The following is a 17,620-nucleotide window of genomic DNA, read 5'->3' on the forward strand; positions in this document are numbered from 1 at the left end:
GCAATAGGAAAACCATCAACAATATACAAAGGGTCGTTGCCGGCGTTGACACTGCCCGCGCCACGTATAAGAATGTCGATACCTCCACCGGGTTGAGCACTGTTCTGACGTACATAAAGGCCGGCAGCCTTACCACCAAGTGCCTGCCCTACCGACGAAATTCCGTCGAATTTCATGTCATCGGCTTTCAACATGGCGATAGAACCGGTAAGATCGCGCTTACGTTGAGTGCCATAACCTACGACCACAACCTCGTCGAGCGACTCCATATTCTCTTGCATGACCACGCTTAGATTATCTTTCGGGCGCACACGAACCGTTTGGAAACCCACATAACTGACTTCCAACACATCTCCTTCTTCTGTATCGAGGACAAACTTCCCATCTAAATTGGTAGATGCCCTGCGATTCTTGCCCACCACCTGTACAATGGCGCCAATAACAGGTTCACCCTGTGCGTCGGTCACCATACCACTAGCCTTACTTGCTTTCTTGTTGCGAGACTTCGCATCTACCTTAGGCGAGATGATAATAGTTGAGGGTTGAACCCATCTGTATTCCAATCCACGTTCCTCAAGGATTTCTTTCAACACAGCCTCTACAGTGACATTCTGCTTCTGAAGACTCACGGGGGCACAGCCATCTAGCGTCACATCGCGATAGCTAAACTTGTACTGAGTTCGTTTTTCAATTTCGCTTAATGCCTTCTTCAAACTCACTTGGTTGAGTTTGAGCGATACCTTCTGTTGTTGTGCTACTATTTGGAGGGGATTCCCCATTAACAGTGCAGCCAAAACATAGGCAAACATTCTCGATTTTATTAATCCACACATAAGCTTTAGGTTAAATTATTACATAGGTTAGTATATTTATGATGGTATTCATGACAATGCTGCTTTCATCTCATCACATCTAGATGGTTCGTGTTTTCTTGGTAGCCGGCGGAACTCTTTTGCTCACGTCGTGTCTCGTCATTATATTAAGATTAGACACAGCTAACCTCATTTTATAACTAAAAATATGAATTTATTTTTTCTTTTACTGAAAACTTATCTCGAAAAAGAGCCTCACATCCGTATTTAAATAGAAGATTATCCAACAAAAAACTTGACCATCAATGCAAGAAAAGGCTAATTTACACATTTATATAGAAACTAACAAACATGGAATGAAATATGCAAGAATAACACTCTAACTTTCAGTTACACTAAGAAGATAGACAGGGTGCAGTCGTACACCACTCGCCCAATACTGCTCATCGTAGTCGACTATCAATACAAATCGATTTCAATGAAGACACAAGGGCGCCTGTCTTAGAATCCTAGAAGAATAAATTAAACTCAAGTCTGAGCCTCTGTCACTTTGGTGCAGAGGCTCTTCACTTTTGCCGCCTCGCCTTTGCAGCGATGCTGAACAAGCCATGCAACAAACCTGCGAAACCGTTGCAGCAATTTAAGTTTATAAGTCTTCAAGTTGATGAGTTATTGAATTGTGGGTAAAAGAGAGTATTACTATGAAGCGAATCAAGAAGAATAAGCGATGGTTGAAATATTATGATTCTCTTGATAGATACATTTTTAATTCTGTATTTTTGTAAAAAAGAAAAATTATATGATGGAAATTGGAGACAAAGTATTGGTTTCACCCGATCTAACCCATCTTGCCGACTGGATAGAAGGAGAAGTTATCAAGGTAGAAAACAATCCATATGCAGGAATTGTTATTTCTGCACAGACCGCAGATGGGAATATATTCTTTGGCTATCAAGACTGGTTTAAGAAATCTGTTCGAGATATTAGAGGATTTAAAGTAAAAAGTTGGTCTGATTTTACAGATTTAGTGAAAAAATCATAGTTTCCATCTTTTTTTGCTCCAACAGCACGGATTTCACTGAAAAAGCAATACCTTTGCAGCGGTTTACAGACTGTAGGCTAAGGGGTGCCACGACATTTCGTGGCTGAGAATAGACCCTCTGACCTGATCCGGGCAATGCCGGCGTAGGGATAAGGACATGAAAAGTGCCCCTTTTTGTGTATTTTTATTTTAATGTTTTCATGAAAAAAAGTGTATTGTTCGTGTCTGTGCTCGCCTGCACAGCAACAGTTCATGCAATTAATCCCAAACAAGAAAAGATTGATACGTTGCGTACTTACGAGCTACAAGACGTACAAGTGACATCTACACGCGCCAACAAAAAGACGCCGGTGGCTTATCACGACCTCAATCAAAAGCAAATCAAAGCCGTAAACTTCGGCCAAGACGTGCCTTTCCTGTTATCACTCACCCCATCGGTCACCATGACTTCAGATGCCGGAAACGGTATCGGTTACACGTCGTTGCGTGTACGTGGTACCGACCCTTCGCGTATTAACATCACTTCAAACGGCATCCCTATGAACGACGCAGAAAGTGCTCAAGTGTTCTGGGTGAACATGGGCGACTTTGCTTCGAGCGTTCAGAGCATGCAGATACAGCGCGGTGTGGGTACATCAACTAATGGTTCGGGAGCCTTCGGAGCCACGCTGAATATGCAAACAGAGAATATCGGACTGAAACCCTATATCGGATTGGATCTTTCGGGTGGATCGTACTATTCGCATAAGGAGACATTGCGCTTCGGAACCGGACTGCTGGGTGGCCACTGGGGAATCCAAGGTAGACTGTCGAACATCGGTAGTAAGGGTTATTTGGACCGTGCTTTCACCAAACTAAATTCTTATTTCGTACAGGCAGGATACTTCGGCGACAACACGATGGTGAAGTTTATCACCTTCAACGGTATGGAACAGACCTATCATGCTTGGAATTATGCGTCGAAATACGAGCAAAGTCTGTATGGACGTAGATATAATTCGTGTGGCGAATACTGCGATCGTGACGGCAATGTACATTATTATGACGGACAGACCGACAACTATCACCAACAACACTATCAGTTAATATGGAACCAAGTTATCAATCGTAACTGGAACCTCAACGCAGCTTTACATTATACCAAAGGCCAAGGCTATTACGAAGAGTATAAAAGCAAGCGCTCGTGGGCACAATTCCGCTTGACTGAAGATTGGAACATGCTGGGCGATTTAGTACGCCAAAAGAAGATGGATAATGATTTCTACGGAGCTATTGCGAGCCTGAACTATAACAATCTGAGCGGATTAACGGCTACAATAGGCGGTGGTTGGAACAAATACGAGGGCGATCACTTCGGCCGGGTGAAATGGGCAGGAAGTCCATATTACGTAGTAAAGGACGCAAATGACAAGGAGACAAATCAGTATATCGTTTCGCCTGCACTCTCCCCCGATACGGAATATTATCGCAACTCATCGGAAAAGGTTGACGGAAACGTATATGGTAAGGTAAATTGGGAGTTCTACAAGGGACTGAGTGCATTCATCGATCTACAGTATCGCCACATAAGTTATAAGCTAAATGGGCCTACCGACAAGTGGGATGGAACGAAACAAGTGGTTTATGGTATGAAAGACAACTATGATTTCTTCAATCCCAAATTCGGATTGAACTACGATATTACAGCCAATCACAAGGTGTATGCATCGTATGCCATCGCACATAAAGAGCCAACTCGCAACGACTATGAGGATAACATAGGCACTCGTTTGAAAGCAGAGCAATTGAACGACTTGGAAGTGGGCTATAAATACCAGAGCAAAAAGTTCTCGGCAGGTGCCAACTTCTACTATATGAGCTATCGTAACCAATTTGTACTGACGGGAGAATTGAACGAAATAGGCGAAATGAAAGCCAGCAACGACAACTCAGGACATAGTTATCGCATGGGATTGGAGTTGGAAGCTTCATGGAAACCGGTCGATTGGTTCCGCTGGGATGCCAACACTACATGGAGTAAAAACCGTGCAAAAGACTGGACAGTGACCGACTCGAAGACAGAAAAGCCATTGAATTTGGGTGATACTCCATTGAGTTTCTCGCCCGATCTCATCTTCAACAACATCTTCTCGTTCGACTATAAAGGCTTCACAGCTAGTCTTCAGAGCCAGTATATCAGCGACCAATACCTCACTAATACAGGTTTTAAGGAGTATGTTTCGTATGGTAAAAACGGAGAGGAGACCAAGGTTAGCATGCTGATAGATGGACATTTCAACACCAATCTGAACTTGGCTTACCACTTTGGACTCAAAAAACTGGGCTTGAAAGATGCCACTATCGGTGTAACATTATACAATCTGTTCAGCGCCAAATATGATAATAACGGATGGGCAGCGCCCAACTACAAGGCCGATGGTAACGGAAAGGTCATCGCATATACCAAAGACAAACTCTACAAAGCAGGTTTTGCGCCCTCTGCCCCATTCAACTGGATGGCTCATCTATCCATCAACTTCTAAACAAACATACGATGCAAGAATTTCTAAACAGTCCCGACTTCCTGCTAACGCTGGATGTAATGGCCACCATCTTAGGCCTCATCTACATCTGGCAGGAGTATAATGCCAGCATCTATCTATGGCTTACAGGTATTATCATGCCCCTAGTAGACATCTTTCTCTACTATGAAGCAGGACTGTATGCCGATTTTGGTATGGCCATCTACTACACATTGGCAGCTATCTATGGGTATCTGGTTTGGAAATTCGGCAAGAAACGCAATCAACACGAGGGCGAAGAGATGCCCATCACTAGAATGAAAAAAAAGCTATGGTTACCTGTAACCATAGCTTTTCTCGTGACATGGGCCATTATTTACCGGATTTTAATTACCTTTACCAACAGCAATGTTCCTATTACAGACAGTTTTGCCAACGCCTTAAGTTTCGTAGGCTTGTGGGCATTGGCACGTAAATATGTGGAACAATGGCTTGTTTGGATTGTTGTAGATGCTGTGCTGGCCGTGCTATATTTATATAAAGGTATACCATTTAAGGCTGGACTATATGCCTTGTACGTCGTGATTGCCATCATGGGATACTACAAATGGAAAAGAATGATGAACGATGGACTATCCACTCATAACGCCTGATACAGAGTTCGACGCCGTTGTATTGGCGGCAGGCGACTTCCCTACCCACTCATTACCATTAGCTATATTGGCTAAAGCAACATATCTATGCTGTTGCGATGGTGCTGCGGCCGAGTGTATTGATAGAGGCTACACGCCCGATGCCATCATTGGAGACGGCGATTCACTCTCTCCTGACTTAAAACAGCAGTATGCCGACATCTTCCACGAAGTGCACGAGCAGGACGACAACGACTTGTCCAAAGCTACACGGCACTGTATGAGGCTAGGAATGCGTCACATTGCCTACCTTGGAGCAACGGGGAAGCGAGAAGACCATGCCTTGGGAAACATCTCGTTAATGGTGCGCTACCTAAAAAATATGGCCATACAACCAACCATGATAACCGATCATGGCCTGTTTACTCCTGCATATAAAGACTCTACCTTTGAGAGTTGGCCGGGGCAACAGATTAGTATTTTCAACTTCGGATGCTCACAAATCAAGAGCAAAGGACTGAAATGGCAAAGCTATGCGTATGAACAATGGTGGCAAGGTACACTGAATGAATCGCTTGGAGAAAAGATAGAATTTCATGCCAATGCCTACTATATGGTCTTCAGAGACTTTAAGTGATTCCTATATACATCCATTTCAAAATTCAAATATAATTTCATATTCTTTCCAAAAAAGATGAGGAAGATGTATGCTACATTCATTTTTTTATTTATCTTTGCAACTATAACGTGGTTTTTGGTTTGATACAGTGACCATGTATGACTTTTGAAAATTTTCGCATATATATAAATCTCACCTTTGTGAGAGGTTGTTTCTAAGCTCGTGAGAGTGCGGAAAGACTTGAGTTAATTTATTTTAGTAAATACCTAGCGCTGAGATCGTGAGATTATGGCGCTATTTTTTTGCCCTTATATTTGGGATTAAAAGGCACAAAAAAGCCTTGAATTTCTTCAAGGCTATATCATTTTACTTCTTTAGTTTAAAGGTATTCTCTATTGATACCAACTCATCGCTGAAAGAATGGTCGGTCTTTCTCCGTATTTCCACTTGCGAACAACTGTGAATAACGGTCGAGTGATCACGATTACCTACTAATTTCCCGATGCGAGAAGCAGGCATCTTGGTATATTTCTGAGCCAAATACATCGACACTTGGCGTGCTTCTACCAAGTCGCGTTTGCGACTTCTACTATTTACAGCGGTCGGTGTAACATTGAAATGATTGCATACAGCCTCCACAATCTCATCTATCGTCAAAGGTTTATCGTCTATCTTGACAGCCCGTTTGATAACTCGTTCGGCTAGTCGCATGTCTATATCGCAGTTGTAAACCACGCTATAAGCCAATAAAGAGTTGATAACTCCCTGCAAATCGCGGACACTTCCATTTGCTGTCGAAGCAATAAACATCACCACATCTTCAGGGATATGCAAGCCATCTCGATGAATCTTATTCTTCAAGATATCCACACAAAGCTCCACATTTGGCTTCTCCAACTCCGCTATCAAGCCACAAGAGAAACGGGTAAGCAATCGCTCGTTCATGCCTTTAAGGTCGACCGGAGGTCTATCACTAGCCAAAATGATACGCTTTCCGTTACGGAATAGGTGGTTAAAGATATGGAAGAAGGTGTCTTGTGTCTTAGTTGCGGTGGCCCACTCTTGTATATCATCAACTATCAACATATCTATGGTCTGATAGAAGTTGATGAAATCGTTGGTCGTATTCTGTAAAACAGCATTCGTATATTGCACCTGAAAGAGTCGGGCACTGATATATAGTACTCTCTTTTCCGGATACAACTGATGCGTTCTCAACCCTATAGCATTAATAAGGTGGGTTTTTCCACAGCCTGAAGGACCATAAATAAACATCGGGTTGAACTGGTTATTACCCGGATGTTCGGCTATTGAGAGTCCCACACTGCGTGGAAGCTTGTTGCTATTGCCCTCCACATAGTTCTTAAAAGTAAGATGTGGGTTCAGTTGAGAGTCGATTTGTTGCGGTTGAGCGGCATCAAGTGTCGTCGGAGATTGATTTGCATTCTTCTTTGGAGTGCGCTCCACAGCATCTGCCGGATCAGCCATTAAGTCCTGAGAAAGCTTATGTTCCTTATCAGTAACGACACGGTAACGCAATTGCACACCCTCTCCGAAGGTACGACAAAGCACTTTACTCAGCAGGTCTATGTAGTTTTCTTCCAGATATTCATATACAAATAAGCTGGGAACCTGCAAAAGAAGCGTTTTCGTCTCCGCATCGAATGATTCGTAGGCAATCGACTTGAACCATGTCGCAAATTGCTGTTGGCTCACATTTTCAGCTATGAGCGTAAGGGCTTTGCCCCAACAAGCATCAGGACTCATCTTCATTTGAAACTTATTCTTATTTAGTATGTCTTTCGACTCTCAGTCTATTAACGTGAATGCAAATTTAGCAAAGAATTATGAATAAAACAAATGAGCCCAGTTTAGCGTTTTTTAAGAAATATGCTCTAACCCCTTTATACTGTGATATTTAGCCTTTTTGAGAATTCAAAGTTGTATAAATAGGCTTTCATAATTACAACCTCTTGATATTACGGACATTACACGGCTTCCACAACTTTACAGTCCTTGTACGCAAGCATGGTATAAACATTGCCTGAATCGCCTACTATAAAACGTGTTTCGAGCCATTCAAGAAACCGTGAAACATTCAAACGAATTATTTAGACCATTTTTAAATAATTACAATTTTAATCCTTTTATCGAATTAACTATTTATCCTTGCGTCCGAAGAGTGAGAAATGAACATAGCGTTTGGGATGTTCACGCAAGTTATTAAGCAGAGAGTCGGCACTCAACATGGTTGCATTCAGATTGTTATAAAGACTTGCATCGTTCATCAACAAACCCAAACTCCCCTCATTGTTGTTCAGTTTAGCTGTCACAGACTGCACATTAGCTATCGTAACATCGACTTTAGCCATTGTCCCGGCAACATCCACAGCAGCCAAATTAGCTGTCAACCGATTTGTATTATCAAGCACCGTATTTGCCTTTGTCATCATTCCGGGCACGTTCTTATTCAGCCCTGCCATCAGCGTATTAAGCTGTTGCGTGGTCGTAGTCAAGTTTGCCGATACCTGTTGTGCATTCTCTAGAGTCTGCGCTATGGCCGGATTAGCCAGCAATTGATTCACACGCGTTAAGATACTATCCAATTTGGGTAACATATTCTGTACCGTCGGCATCATCGAAGCAGCCTGTGCTAGTGCGCCACCATTGATAACTCCTATGATGGTATCGCCCAAAGCCATACGTTCACGTGGGTTATTAGCCATGAGAATATTCATCTTCACGTTGCCCATGAAGTCGCTTACAATCTCTGCCGAACTACCTTTTGGGATTCGAAGATTATTATCTACATCGATTTTTACCAAAATATTCTCAGCCTGATTATAATTGTATTCTATCGCTTTCACCACTCCCACCTGATAGCCATCAGCATAGATAGGATTGGAAGAAGACAGTCCGCTGATATCCGTAAACTTCACATAGTATGTATATTTATTAGAGAATATCGACATTCCTTTGAGATAATTCAACCCAAAATACAAGACTGTCACGCCCATTATGGCTACAATGGCTATCTTAACCTCCCTTGTGAACATTTTCTTCATTTCGCTTATTGATTATTTGTTTTGCTTGAACTCCTTGATAGCTTCCCTCACATCCATCTTCATATCGCCCTTAAAGGCTATAACAAAAGCCTCCGGGAATTTATCACGCAACTGAATACGCAATCTATTTATTTCATTATAGTCGTTCGAAGCACCATATGTATATTTATATGTATTATTCTCTTGATAGAAATCGGCATCTTCCAAGCCTCGAGAAGTCTTTTCCTTGGCACTGAGTTTATGACCGGAAGTCAACACTTGCACCTTAAATACGGGTCGATTATCTGTCTCTTGCACCGGCTCCACTGCGGGTACCGGAGTTTCAGACTCCTTATATTGATCGGGCACTATATTCGGAATGGTCGACTTTACCGGTTCAGTTACCTTGTAAGGCACAACAATATCACCACCATAGTATTTCGACTTATAAGCCACGAAAGCATTGAATATACCCTTCGCATAGCGGTCTACAGCATCGGCAGTATTCAAAAACTGCTCCTCATCGGGCGTGGAGATAAATCCTAATTCCAGCAGACAACTAGGCATAGACGACAATCTCAATACAGCTAGATTATCTTGATGCGCCCCCATATCGGCACGACCGGTAGCCGAACAAACATTGCGTTGCATCAGTTTTGCCAAAGCCACACTCTGTTCCATATTCTTATCTTGTATAAACTCATACATGATATTGCTCTCAGACGAGTTTGGATCAAAGCCCTGATAGGTCTGCCGATAGTCTTTCTCTAGATAAATAACAGCATTCTCGCGCTTTGCCACTTCCAGATTTTGTACGATGCCACGCTTGCTACCACTCGCTCTTCCACTACCAAGCGTATAAGTTTGGAATCCACGAGCGATGTGTCCACCCGGCAGTGCATTCGTATGAACCGACACAAACAAGTCGGCCTTATTGCGATTGGCTATATCTGCACGGTCTTTCAGAGGGATAAATACATCCGAACGGCGTGTATATACTACCTTCACATCAGGACAACTACGCTCCACCAACTTACCAAAAGCCAGTGCAATCGTCAAATTTATATCTTTTTCTTTGGAAAATGCCCCCATAGCTCCCGTATCATGACCACCATGTCCCGGGTCGATAACAAGGGTAAAACGTCGGTTGGCAGCGTTAGAAGTGATTGCAACCAACAGCAATGTTATCAATGAGAACAATATTTTCTTATTTATCATAGAGGTATAATTGACAAAGGTAATGATTTAATATTACAAAACCACTATCTACATCTAGGTTTTATCATTTATTAAAAGTAGTTTCACGCTTGCGTTTCCCGCATCCGTTCCCATTGGAGGGTTTTCTTTCACTACCTCCACTTCGACCGATTGCATATCCGGGAATTGTGTCAATAGGCGCTGACCTATATTTCCGGCCACACGTTCCAGCAGATTGCAAGGTTCCAACATGGAAGTGGATACCACGAGATATATGTCGGCATAGTTCAACGTGTCGTCCACATGGTCCGACCGAATGGCTCTTGATACGTCATAACCTATTTTCAGATTCACCACATAGTCATTGCCCGTAAGGCGTTCCTGCGGCAGCACACCGTGGAAAGCATGATACCGCAAACCATTCAAACAAATGAAACTTTCTTTCAATTTCATATGGGTCGTATTATATCCGAAATTCCACGAGACAGCATTTGCCGTCCCGCGGAACATCTCTATTAACTTTATCTACGGCTTTATCCGCAGCGACTGGCACCGCAGTTGGTACAAATCAAGCATCCCTCTTGATATACCAAACTCTCGTTACCACAAACCGGGCACTTCTGCCCCTTTGCCTGAGTGCCGTCGGTGATATACTTCTTCAGCGCACGCTCTACACCGTTCTTCCATGTATTGATACTTTCATCCTTCAACTGGAGCGAACTTACCAACTTCATCACATGGTCAATAGGCATACGATAACGCAAAACACCAGAAATCAACTTGGCATAATTCCAATATTCGGGGTTGAACTTCTCGCTCAAACCCTCCACCGTCGTCTTATAACCACGCTTGTTTTCAAACTGGAAATCGTAACGACTACTGCCGTCTTCACTCTTTTTCTTAATAATCTTACCTTTGGTAACGGTCTTTGGCAACACGATACCTTCCTCATCATCTTGCAATCCGGTGAAGATTTCATAAGGATAACCATTGAGCAGACCTACGAAAGCCACCCACTTCTCCTTATTGTTTTGGAATCTCACGACATCACATTCCAACTCTGCCGGGCGCACTTCGGTCACCTCTGTATGATGGCATGGAGGTGCCGGAGCAGTCAATGGTTCCGGTGTTTCTTTATTTTCTTCCTTCTTCTTATCTTTCTTCGACACAGAAATCATCACACCCGAACGACTTCCATCGCGGTAAATGGTGCATCCTTTACATCCACTCTTCCATGCCTCTACGTACAGACGGTTCACGAGTTCTTCGTCTACGTTGCTCGGCAGGTTCACTGTTACGCTGATAGAATGGTCTACCCATTTCTGAATAGTGCCTTGCATCTTCACCTTCATCAGCCAGTCTACATCGTTAGCCGTAGCCTTATAATAAGGCGACCTAGCCACCAATGTCTCTATCTCTTCTGCCGTATAGCGCTTGTTGGGGTCGTAACCGTTGATCTGCATCCATGTTAAGAACTTGCGATGGTACACGATATACTCTTCAAACGAGTCGCCCACCTCATCGACAAAGTCCACATGTACGTCGGCATCATTGGGATTCACCTTGCGACGACGCTTATAGAACGGCATGAATACAGGCTCAATACCACTAGTCGTCTGTGTCATCAGCGAGATAGTACCCGTAGGAGCGATGGTCAAACAAGCAATGTTACGACGACCATATTTCTCCATATCGGCATACAACTCTGGTTCTGCCTCTTTGATACGCAGCACGAAAGGATTGGCAGCTTCACGCTTCGCATCGTAAATCTCAAATGCTCCACGCTCTTCAGCCATCGTTACCGAACTACGATAAGCATTCAATGCCAAAGTCTTATGCACATTTACGCTGAAGTCGGTAGCCTCTTGGGTGCCATAACGCAGATTCATAGCAGCCAGCATATCGCCTTCGGCAGTGATACCTACCCCTGTACGACGTCCCATACCACTCTTACGCTGAATCTTTTCCCATAGATGATATTCTGCTCCTTTCACCTCGTTGCTCTGAGGGTCGACCTCTATCTTCTTCATGATGAGGTCTATCTTCTCCATCTCCAAGTCTATGATATCGTCCATGATGCGCTGTGCCAACTGCACATGCTTCTTGAATTTCTCGAAATTGAAGATAGCTTTATCCGTGAATGGATTCTCTACATAACTATAAAGATTGATACTCAACAGACGGCAAGAGTCGTAAGGACACAATGGAATCTCACCACAAGGGTTGGTACTTACCGTGCGGAAGCCTAAATCGGCATAGCAATCGGGAATGCTCTCACGAAGAATCGTATCCCAAAATAATACACCCGGCTCAGCACTCTTCCAAGCATTATGCACTATTTTCTCCCATAAAGCTTTGGCAGAGATTTCCTTCGACACCTTAGGATTGTTGCCATCTATGGGATATTGCTGTACATAAGGCTTACCATCGACGGCAGCCTGCATGAACCTATCGTCCAACTTCACCGATACATTGGCACCTGTAACCTTGCCCTCTGTCATCTTTGCATCGATAAAAGCCTCACTATCGGGATGCTTAATACTCACGCTGAGCATCAACGCACCGCGACGACCATCTTGCGCTACCTCACGCGTAGAGTTGCTATAACGCTCCATGAAAGGCACAAGACCAGTACTTGTCAATGCCGAATTATTCACCGGTGAGCCTTTCGGACGGATATGACTCAGATCATGTCCTACTCCACCGCGACGCTTCATCAGCTGTACTTGCTCCTCGTCGATACGCATGATAGCGCCATAACTGTCGGCATCGCCATCCAAACCAATTACAAAACAGTTGCTCAAGCTAGCCACTTGGTGATCGTTTCCGATACCGGTCATCGGACTACCGGCCGGAACGATATAGCGAAAGTGATCCATCAAGTCGAACACTTCTTGTGCCGACATCGGATTCGGGTATTTCTTTTCAATACGTGCGATTTCATTTGCGATACGCCAATGCATATCTTCGGGACTCTGTTCGAAAATATTTCCGAAGCTGTCTTTCATCGCATACTTATTAACCCACACTCTAGCAGCCAGCTCATCACCGTCAAAGTACTTCAAAGAAGCCTGAAAAGCTTCTTCATAAGAGTAAATCTTATTCTTTTCCATGTTTGTTTTGATCAGTAGGATTTATGTTGCAAATGTACATAATATATTTCACTTAATCTCCTCTTTTCGGTAGATTAATTTCATAATTAACACGCCCAAGTTTTCTAAAACAGAGAACATTTTCTCGAAGAGAATAGCTGAAAGTTTCCCATTTTGAGCAACTTGCAAACTCTTTACTATGAATTTGTTCTCACAAAACGTTTCATTTTGAAAATAAATAACACTAAATACTCTATATAAAAAGTCAAAAACAAATGAAAACAAGCTCCATAATACACCCCTCTCCTCTCTTCTCTAACCCCTTATTTCCTCCTCTCTCTCCTTGAGAAAGAACTGAAAAGAGATTACTGCAACTGCTTACCAGCATCGCTGCCTAGGCTAAACAGCATTGCTGAATAAGCTTGGCAGCATTGCTGCCAAGCCTTTGCAGACTGCTATAAAATACGCAGATGGTCGGCTAATTGTACGAAATAGTCGTTCGACCATATATCTATGGCAGTAGCATCAAGAATAAATGGACGAACATCTGTCTTCACTTGATCTAGGTTTACAGTCAACAATCGTTCTCGCAGCAGCATCAGAAACTGCTCGACACTCATATCTACTCCGTTAAATTCACGTATGCGCTCTCGCAAATGGCGATAGTTGAGCGGTATACCATGCCGTATATACCATTCAAAATCGTACCAATCGCGACCTTTTACACGGTTTTTCCAATTCCGAAATACCAGCGCATGGAGTTTTCCAGCAAAGAGGTCGGGCAAGGCAAAACATCTAACCATAAAAGAAAAAGGCTGAAGTATAAGCTTTTGTTCTGTCTGAAAATCAAGCGGAGGAGCGGTATCTACTTCTATTTTCACCGTAATGCTCTTCTCTGTTTGGAATGTTAGGTCGTAAACTTCAGTAGTATCTTTCAAGAAAGCCGACTCACCCTTTCCAAAATTCTTTTTGTCTTTCTTGGTAATTACAAGCTCACGTCCCAACGCTTTAAACTCGGTGACAATCGCATCAAAATAATTCTCAATCTTAAAGTCATTATCTTTTTGCAACAACGAGAAGTCCATATCTTCAGAATAGCGATTCAATCCATGTACGATTCTCAAACATGTACCTCCATAGAAAGCTGCCTTTTCAAAAAACCACCTCTATAAAGCCCTGCCAAAGCTATCTGTTGAGTCACTTCATACATCGCATTGCGATTGTCACTGTCTGTGGTTCGCCGATGGGCAGCAAGCATATTATCAAAAATATCATTCATGAGCGCAGTATATTAGCTATATTTTGAATCAAAACAGACTTTTTCCCGACAGTAGCACAAGCTTCAAATACAGAGGCATCCATCGCACGGAATTCGTCCATGTCCAATCGCAAATCTTCTTCTAAATAACGGAGTAATTCTTGGCGATACCTCATATTCAAATATGGTGTCGTCACTATCAAATCACATAAAGCCTTTTCAGGCGATGCCATCAGGTACGAAAGATTATCTTCATTGACTATCTTAACGCCTATAGGATAATAGTCTACATCGACATGAAGGTATTCAAAGCGCCCTACAGAGTTATCAAATTGATTTGAACGCTTCATTGTGATAGACTGGATGGAGTAGACTTGTTCGGGAATCATGCCCCAATGGCGTAACGCTGTAAGGCACGATACATAAGAAGGTCCATAGAGATGGTTGGCAACTAAGGATGTTGAAATATGTACACGACTTACCTCCGGGGACACAATATACAGCCCTCGCTTTAAACGAATAATATCTTCCTGCCTTTCCATATACGAAAGTTTCTTATCGGGAGCTTTTATATCACGCATCATAGACTTTAAAACGTCTGCACTAAAAGGCACACTACCAAGCTTTTCAAGTTGTCGTCTAATATCCATTACCACCTTTTTAGAATGTTTACAAGGCAAATATAGTAAAAACATACATAGTAAAAGAGAATTTTTCTCGTTTTCTCGACATTTTTTTACCAATACTATTTCTTCTTAGAGTGACAAATAACTTCAGGTTAAATATTTTCTGTTATCTTCGTTTTTATTATCTTTGCAAACATGAAAGAAACGATATTAAGACGAAGAACAATTCGTAAATATAGCCAAAAGGAAGTGAGCGAAGAACTGTTAAACGACCTGTTGGAGGCAGCCGGACGAACTCCCACGATGGGAAACCTGCAACTCTACAGTGTTGTCGTGACACGCGATGAGCAGCGAAAATCCGCCTTGGCACCGGCACACTTCAATCAACCGATGGTAACAGGAGCTCCCGTGGTACTCACTATCTGCGCCGATTTTCGCCGAACAAGCGTCTGGGCAGAGAATAGAAAGGCCGTTCCGGGATACGACAACTTCCTCTCGTTCATGAATGCAGCGACAGATGCCCTGCTCTACACGCAGACTTTTACGTGTTTGGCAGAAGAAGTCGGATTGGGAACCTGCTTCCTTGGCACTACCATCTATATGCCGCAACTCATCATTGATACACTAAAACTGCCTCAACTCGTGATGCCGGTGGCCACACTGACCGTAGGTTGGCCCGACGAGGAGCCGGCACTCAGTGACCGTTTGCCGTTGAAAGCTTTCATTCATCAAGAAATCTACACCGACTATACGCCACAGAGTATTGATGAATACTACACATCAAAGGAGCAATTGGAAGAAAATAAGCACTTCGTAGAAATCAATGACAAAGAGACTTTGGCTCAGATCTTCACGGATATTCGCTATACCAAGAAAGATAATGAAGCTTTGTCGGAAGGCTTCATGAAAGCATTAAAATCTCAAGGTTTTTAATGTTGTTATACGAGAATAAACTTAGCTATCGAACAGGCGCATACTAAAAGATACAAGACAAAAGAATACCGCCCCAACGAGAACTGAAGAAGAGACTACGAAGAGACTCGTTTTCAGTAGCCGTTGGGGCGGTATGAAATATAAAAACAAGGTAGACAGAGGAATCATTTACTGTCTCCGAGAGTTTTATTTGCGTTCCAGTGTGATATGCTTACCGCTGGTATGATAGCGGAAAGGAATGGTATAGGTCAACGCATTCAATACAGAGTCGATGGTTTCATTGCGACGTATATAGCCCGAATAAGTCTGTCGGCGGTCCATATTGTCGGCCAAAGTAATATCTACACCATAAAAACGCGACAACACAAGCGCAATATCGGCAATCGACATATTCTCAAACGGAATCATGCCATCGTGCCATACAGCCTCTAGCTGTGCATAGACGTTCTTCACCTCCATGGTGTGCAAATTCTTATTAATGATAGCTTTCTGGTTTGGTTTGATGATAACCTTGCCTTCTCCATCAAGACCTGATACTTCAAGACGCCCCTCCAGCAATGTCACCTCTTCCTGTCCATTGCCCGCTTCAGTCTTAAAGTCGAAAACGGTACCTAAAACACGCGTCTCCACTCCCTTACTATTGACGATAAAAGGCTTTGTCGGATTCTTGGTAACTTCAAACAAGGCCTCGCCCGTAAGTTCTACCCTACGCTCGTCTCCATCGAAATTGCGAGGGTAACTAATCGTACCATTCTTATTAAGCCACACCTTTGTACTGTCGGGCAACGTCACTGCCAGCACCCTACCGTTGGCCGTAACAGTTGTCATTTGCGGATTCTTCAGCATAGACCATAAAGCAACAGCACCTCCCACCACTACAATGGTGAGGGCAGCAGCATAGCGTGTCCATACAAGTCGACGCACTTTGGCACGTCGATTTTCCAACCGGTGAATCTCGTCGAATAGTGATGCTTCCACCTTATTAATATCAGGTATAGCGTCTTGAGGCCTGCGTAGTCCTTCACGATAAGCCAACTCGGCACTGAAGAGCATGCGCTCATTGTCCTTAGACTGGCGCAACCAATCAAGGAGTTGCGTATCATCGGCGTGCGAGTCCTTACCCAATATGTAGTTTTTTATTAATTTAAAATTCATGCTGTCGTAATATCCTGATTTTAATTTCTTATTTACCTTTTATATATAGAAACACCTTTAAAGAGAAAATAGCGTATTGCGAAAAAGCAAAAAAATGTTATTTCTTCTTGAGAAAAGCCAGCCGATCGCGCAGATAGCACAGTGCTTTATAGACATGTACATCGACTGTACGAACGGAAACTTCCATCACATCGGCAATCTCTTTATTTTTCATACCGTGAACATAGCTCATCACGAATGCCTGTCGCCTCTTGTCGGGTAGTTCATCAATAGCCGTATGAATCTGTTGGTGGAGTTCTCGACTCTCCATATAGCGTATGACATCATTGTGTTCCGGATGAAAGAAGTCCATACGACTTGCCTCTATCTGTGTACGGGCATCTTGATAATCTTTCACCACAGCCTTATGTTTCATTATATTGATAGCCCTACTATACACTGCTCGGTAGAGAAAAGCCTTCATGTGCTCACGGTCGGTCATACTTTCTCGATATTTCCAGAGTTCCACAAAGGCCTCTTGGACAAGATCTTTCACCTCATCCTCGTCCACCAAATGCGATGCATAATAGGCCAAGGGCGAATATAACTCCCTGAAAATCAGCCTAAAATCATCTTCTGTAATATTCATCTATCACGCGCTTCTTTAGATATTAGTCATGTAAAATTACGTATTTCACGCGAGAAAGCAACACTACCTTGCGCTTTTTAA

The 17,620-nt window shown here is 43.0% G+C and carries 14 protein-coding genes, 1 pseudogene and 1 riboswitch; of the genes and pseudogenes, 5 read left to right on the forward strand and 10 right to left on the reverse strand.

Annotated features, from left to right (window positions below):
- Positions 1-809: STN domain-containing protein (locus HMPREF0671_RS07775; protein ID WP_036899119.1), on the reverse strand; the 809-nt coding region annotated here is incomplete at its 3' end.
- Positions 810-1,611: 802 nt separating this feature from the next.
- Between HMPREF0671_RS07775 and HMPREF0671_RS07780 the strand changes: the two genes are divergently transcribed.
- From HMPREF0671_RS07780 to HMPREF0671_RS07795, 4 genes are all read left to right on the forward strand, one after another.
- The gene (locus HMPREF0671_RS07780) at positions 1,612-1,854 is read left to right on the forward strand and encodes a transcriptional regulator (protein WP_369793959.1); all 243 of its coding nucleotides are present in this window, start codon (positions 1,612-1,614) and stop codon (positions 1,852-1,854) included.
- A gap of 70 nt (positions 1,855-1,924) precedes the next feature.
- Positions 1,925-2,021: riboswitch (TPP riboswitch) on the forward strand.
- A 33-nt stretch (positions 2,022-2,054) separates the two neighbouring features.
- The gene (locus HMPREF0671_RS07785; RefSeq protein WP_036899122.1) at positions 2,055-4,376 is read left to right on the forward strand and encodes a TonB-dependent receptor; all 2,322 of its coding nucleotides are present in this window, start codon (positions 2,055-2,057) and stop codon (positions 4,374-4,376) included.
- 11 nt (positions 4,377-4,387) lie between these two features.
- Positions 4,388-5,008: a nicotinamide riboside transporter PnuC gene (gene pnuC, locus HMPREF0671_RS07790; RefSeq protein WP_036899124.1), complete on the forward strand. Its 621-nt coding sequence runs from the start codon at positions 4,388-4,390 to the stop codon at positions 5,006-5,008.
- Positions 4,983-5,624, forward strand: coding sequence for a thiamine diphosphokinase (locus tag HMPREF0671_RS07795; protein WP_036899127.1), 642 nt, complete (start codon positions 4,983-4,985; stop codon positions 5,622-5,624). Before pnuC ends, HMPREF0671_RS07795 begins: the two co-directional genes overlap by 26 nt.
- Before the next feature lie 348 nt (positions 5,625-5,972).
- Here the strand turns inward: HMPREF0671_RS07795 and dnaA are convergent, their stop codons facing one another.
- From dnaA to HMPREF0671_RS07830, 7 genes and pseudogenes are all read right to left on the reverse strand, one after another.
- Positions 5,973-7,379 carry a chromosomal replication initiator protein DnaA gene (gene dnaA, locus HMPREF0671_RS07800; protein WP_036899130.1) on the reverse strand — a complete coding sequence of 469 codons (1,407 nt, stop codon included), beginning with the start codon at positions 7,377-7,379 and terminating at the stop codon, positions 5,973-5,975.
- A 386-nt stretch (positions 7,380-7,765) separates the two neighbouring features.
- A complete protein-coding gene (locus HMPREF0671_RS07805; RefSeq protein WP_036899133.1) occupies positions 7,766-8,671 on the reverse strand; it encodes an MlaD family protein in 906 nt (301 codons plus the stop codon).
- Between the two features lie 12 nt (positions 8,672-8,683).
- Positions 8,684-9,868: an N-acetylmuramoyl-L-alanine amidase gene (locus HMPREF0671_RS07810; RefSeq protein WP_036899136.1), complete on the reverse strand. Its 1,185-nt coding sequence runs from the start codon at positions 9,866-9,868 to the stop codon at positions 8,684-8,686.
- A gap of 54 nt (positions 9,869-9,922) precedes the next feature.
- The gene (gene folB / locus HMPREF0671_RS07815) at positions 9,923-10,300 is read right to left on the reverse strand and encodes a dihydroneopterin aldolase (RefSeq protein WP_036899175.1); all 378 of its coding nucleotides are present in this window, start codon (positions 10,298-10,300) and stop codon (positions 9,923-9,925) included.
- 80 nt (positions 10,301-10,380) lie between these two features.
- Positions 10,381-12,960 carry an adenosylcobalamin-dependent ribonucleoside-diphosphate reductase gene (locus HMPREF0671_RS07820; protein WP_036899139.1) on the reverse strand — a complete coding sequence of 860 codons (2,580 nt, stop codon included), beginning with the start codon at positions 12,958-12,960 and terminating at the stop codon, positions 10,381-10,383.
- A gap of 434 nt (positions 12,961-13,394) precedes the next feature.
- Positions 13,395-14,218 (reverse strand): annotated as a pseudogene (locus HMPREF0671_RS07825) (nucleotidyl transferase AbiEii/AbiGii toxin family protein).
- The gene (locus HMPREF0671_RS07830) at positions 14,215-14,847 is read right to left on the reverse strand and encodes a hypothetical protein (protein WP_052052931.1); all 633 of its coding nucleotides are present in this window, start codon (positions 14,845-14,847) and stop codon (positions 14,215-14,217) included. Before HMPREF0671_RS07830 ends, HMPREF0671_RS07825 begins: the two are co-directional and overlap by 4 nt.
- 171 nt (positions 14,848-15,018) lie before the next feature.
- Here HMPREF0671_RS07830 and HMPREF0671_RS07835 point away from each other — a divergent pair, with 171 nt between their 5' ends.
- Positions 15,019-15,756, forward strand: coding sequence for a nitroreductase family protein (locus HMPREF0671_RS07835; protein ID WP_036899142.1), 738 nt, complete (start codon positions 15,019-15,021; stop codon positions 15,754-15,756).
- 186 nt (positions 15,757-15,942) lie between these two features.
- On the opposite strand, the gene HMPREF0671_RS07840 is transcribed toward HMPREF0671_RS07835, so the two are convergent.
- Complete coding sequence (locus HMPREF0671_RS07840) at positions 15,943-16,911, reverse strand: FecR family protein (RefSeq protein ID WP_036899145.1); 969 nt, start codon at positions 16,909-16,911, stop codon at positions 15,943-15,945.
- Between the two features lie 97 nt (positions 16,912-17,008).
- Positions 17,009-17,539, reverse strand: coding sequence for an RNA polymerase sigma-70 factor (locus HMPREF0671_RS07845; protein WP_036899148.1), 531 nt, complete (start codon positions 17,537-17,539; stop codon positions 17,009-17,011).
- Positions 17,540-17,620: the final 81 nt, after the last annotated feature.

Source organism: Prevotella sp. S7 MS 2, assembly GCF_000762865.1.
Lineage (GTDB): Bacteria > Bacteroidota > Bacteroidia > Bacteroidales > Bacteroidaceae > Prevotella.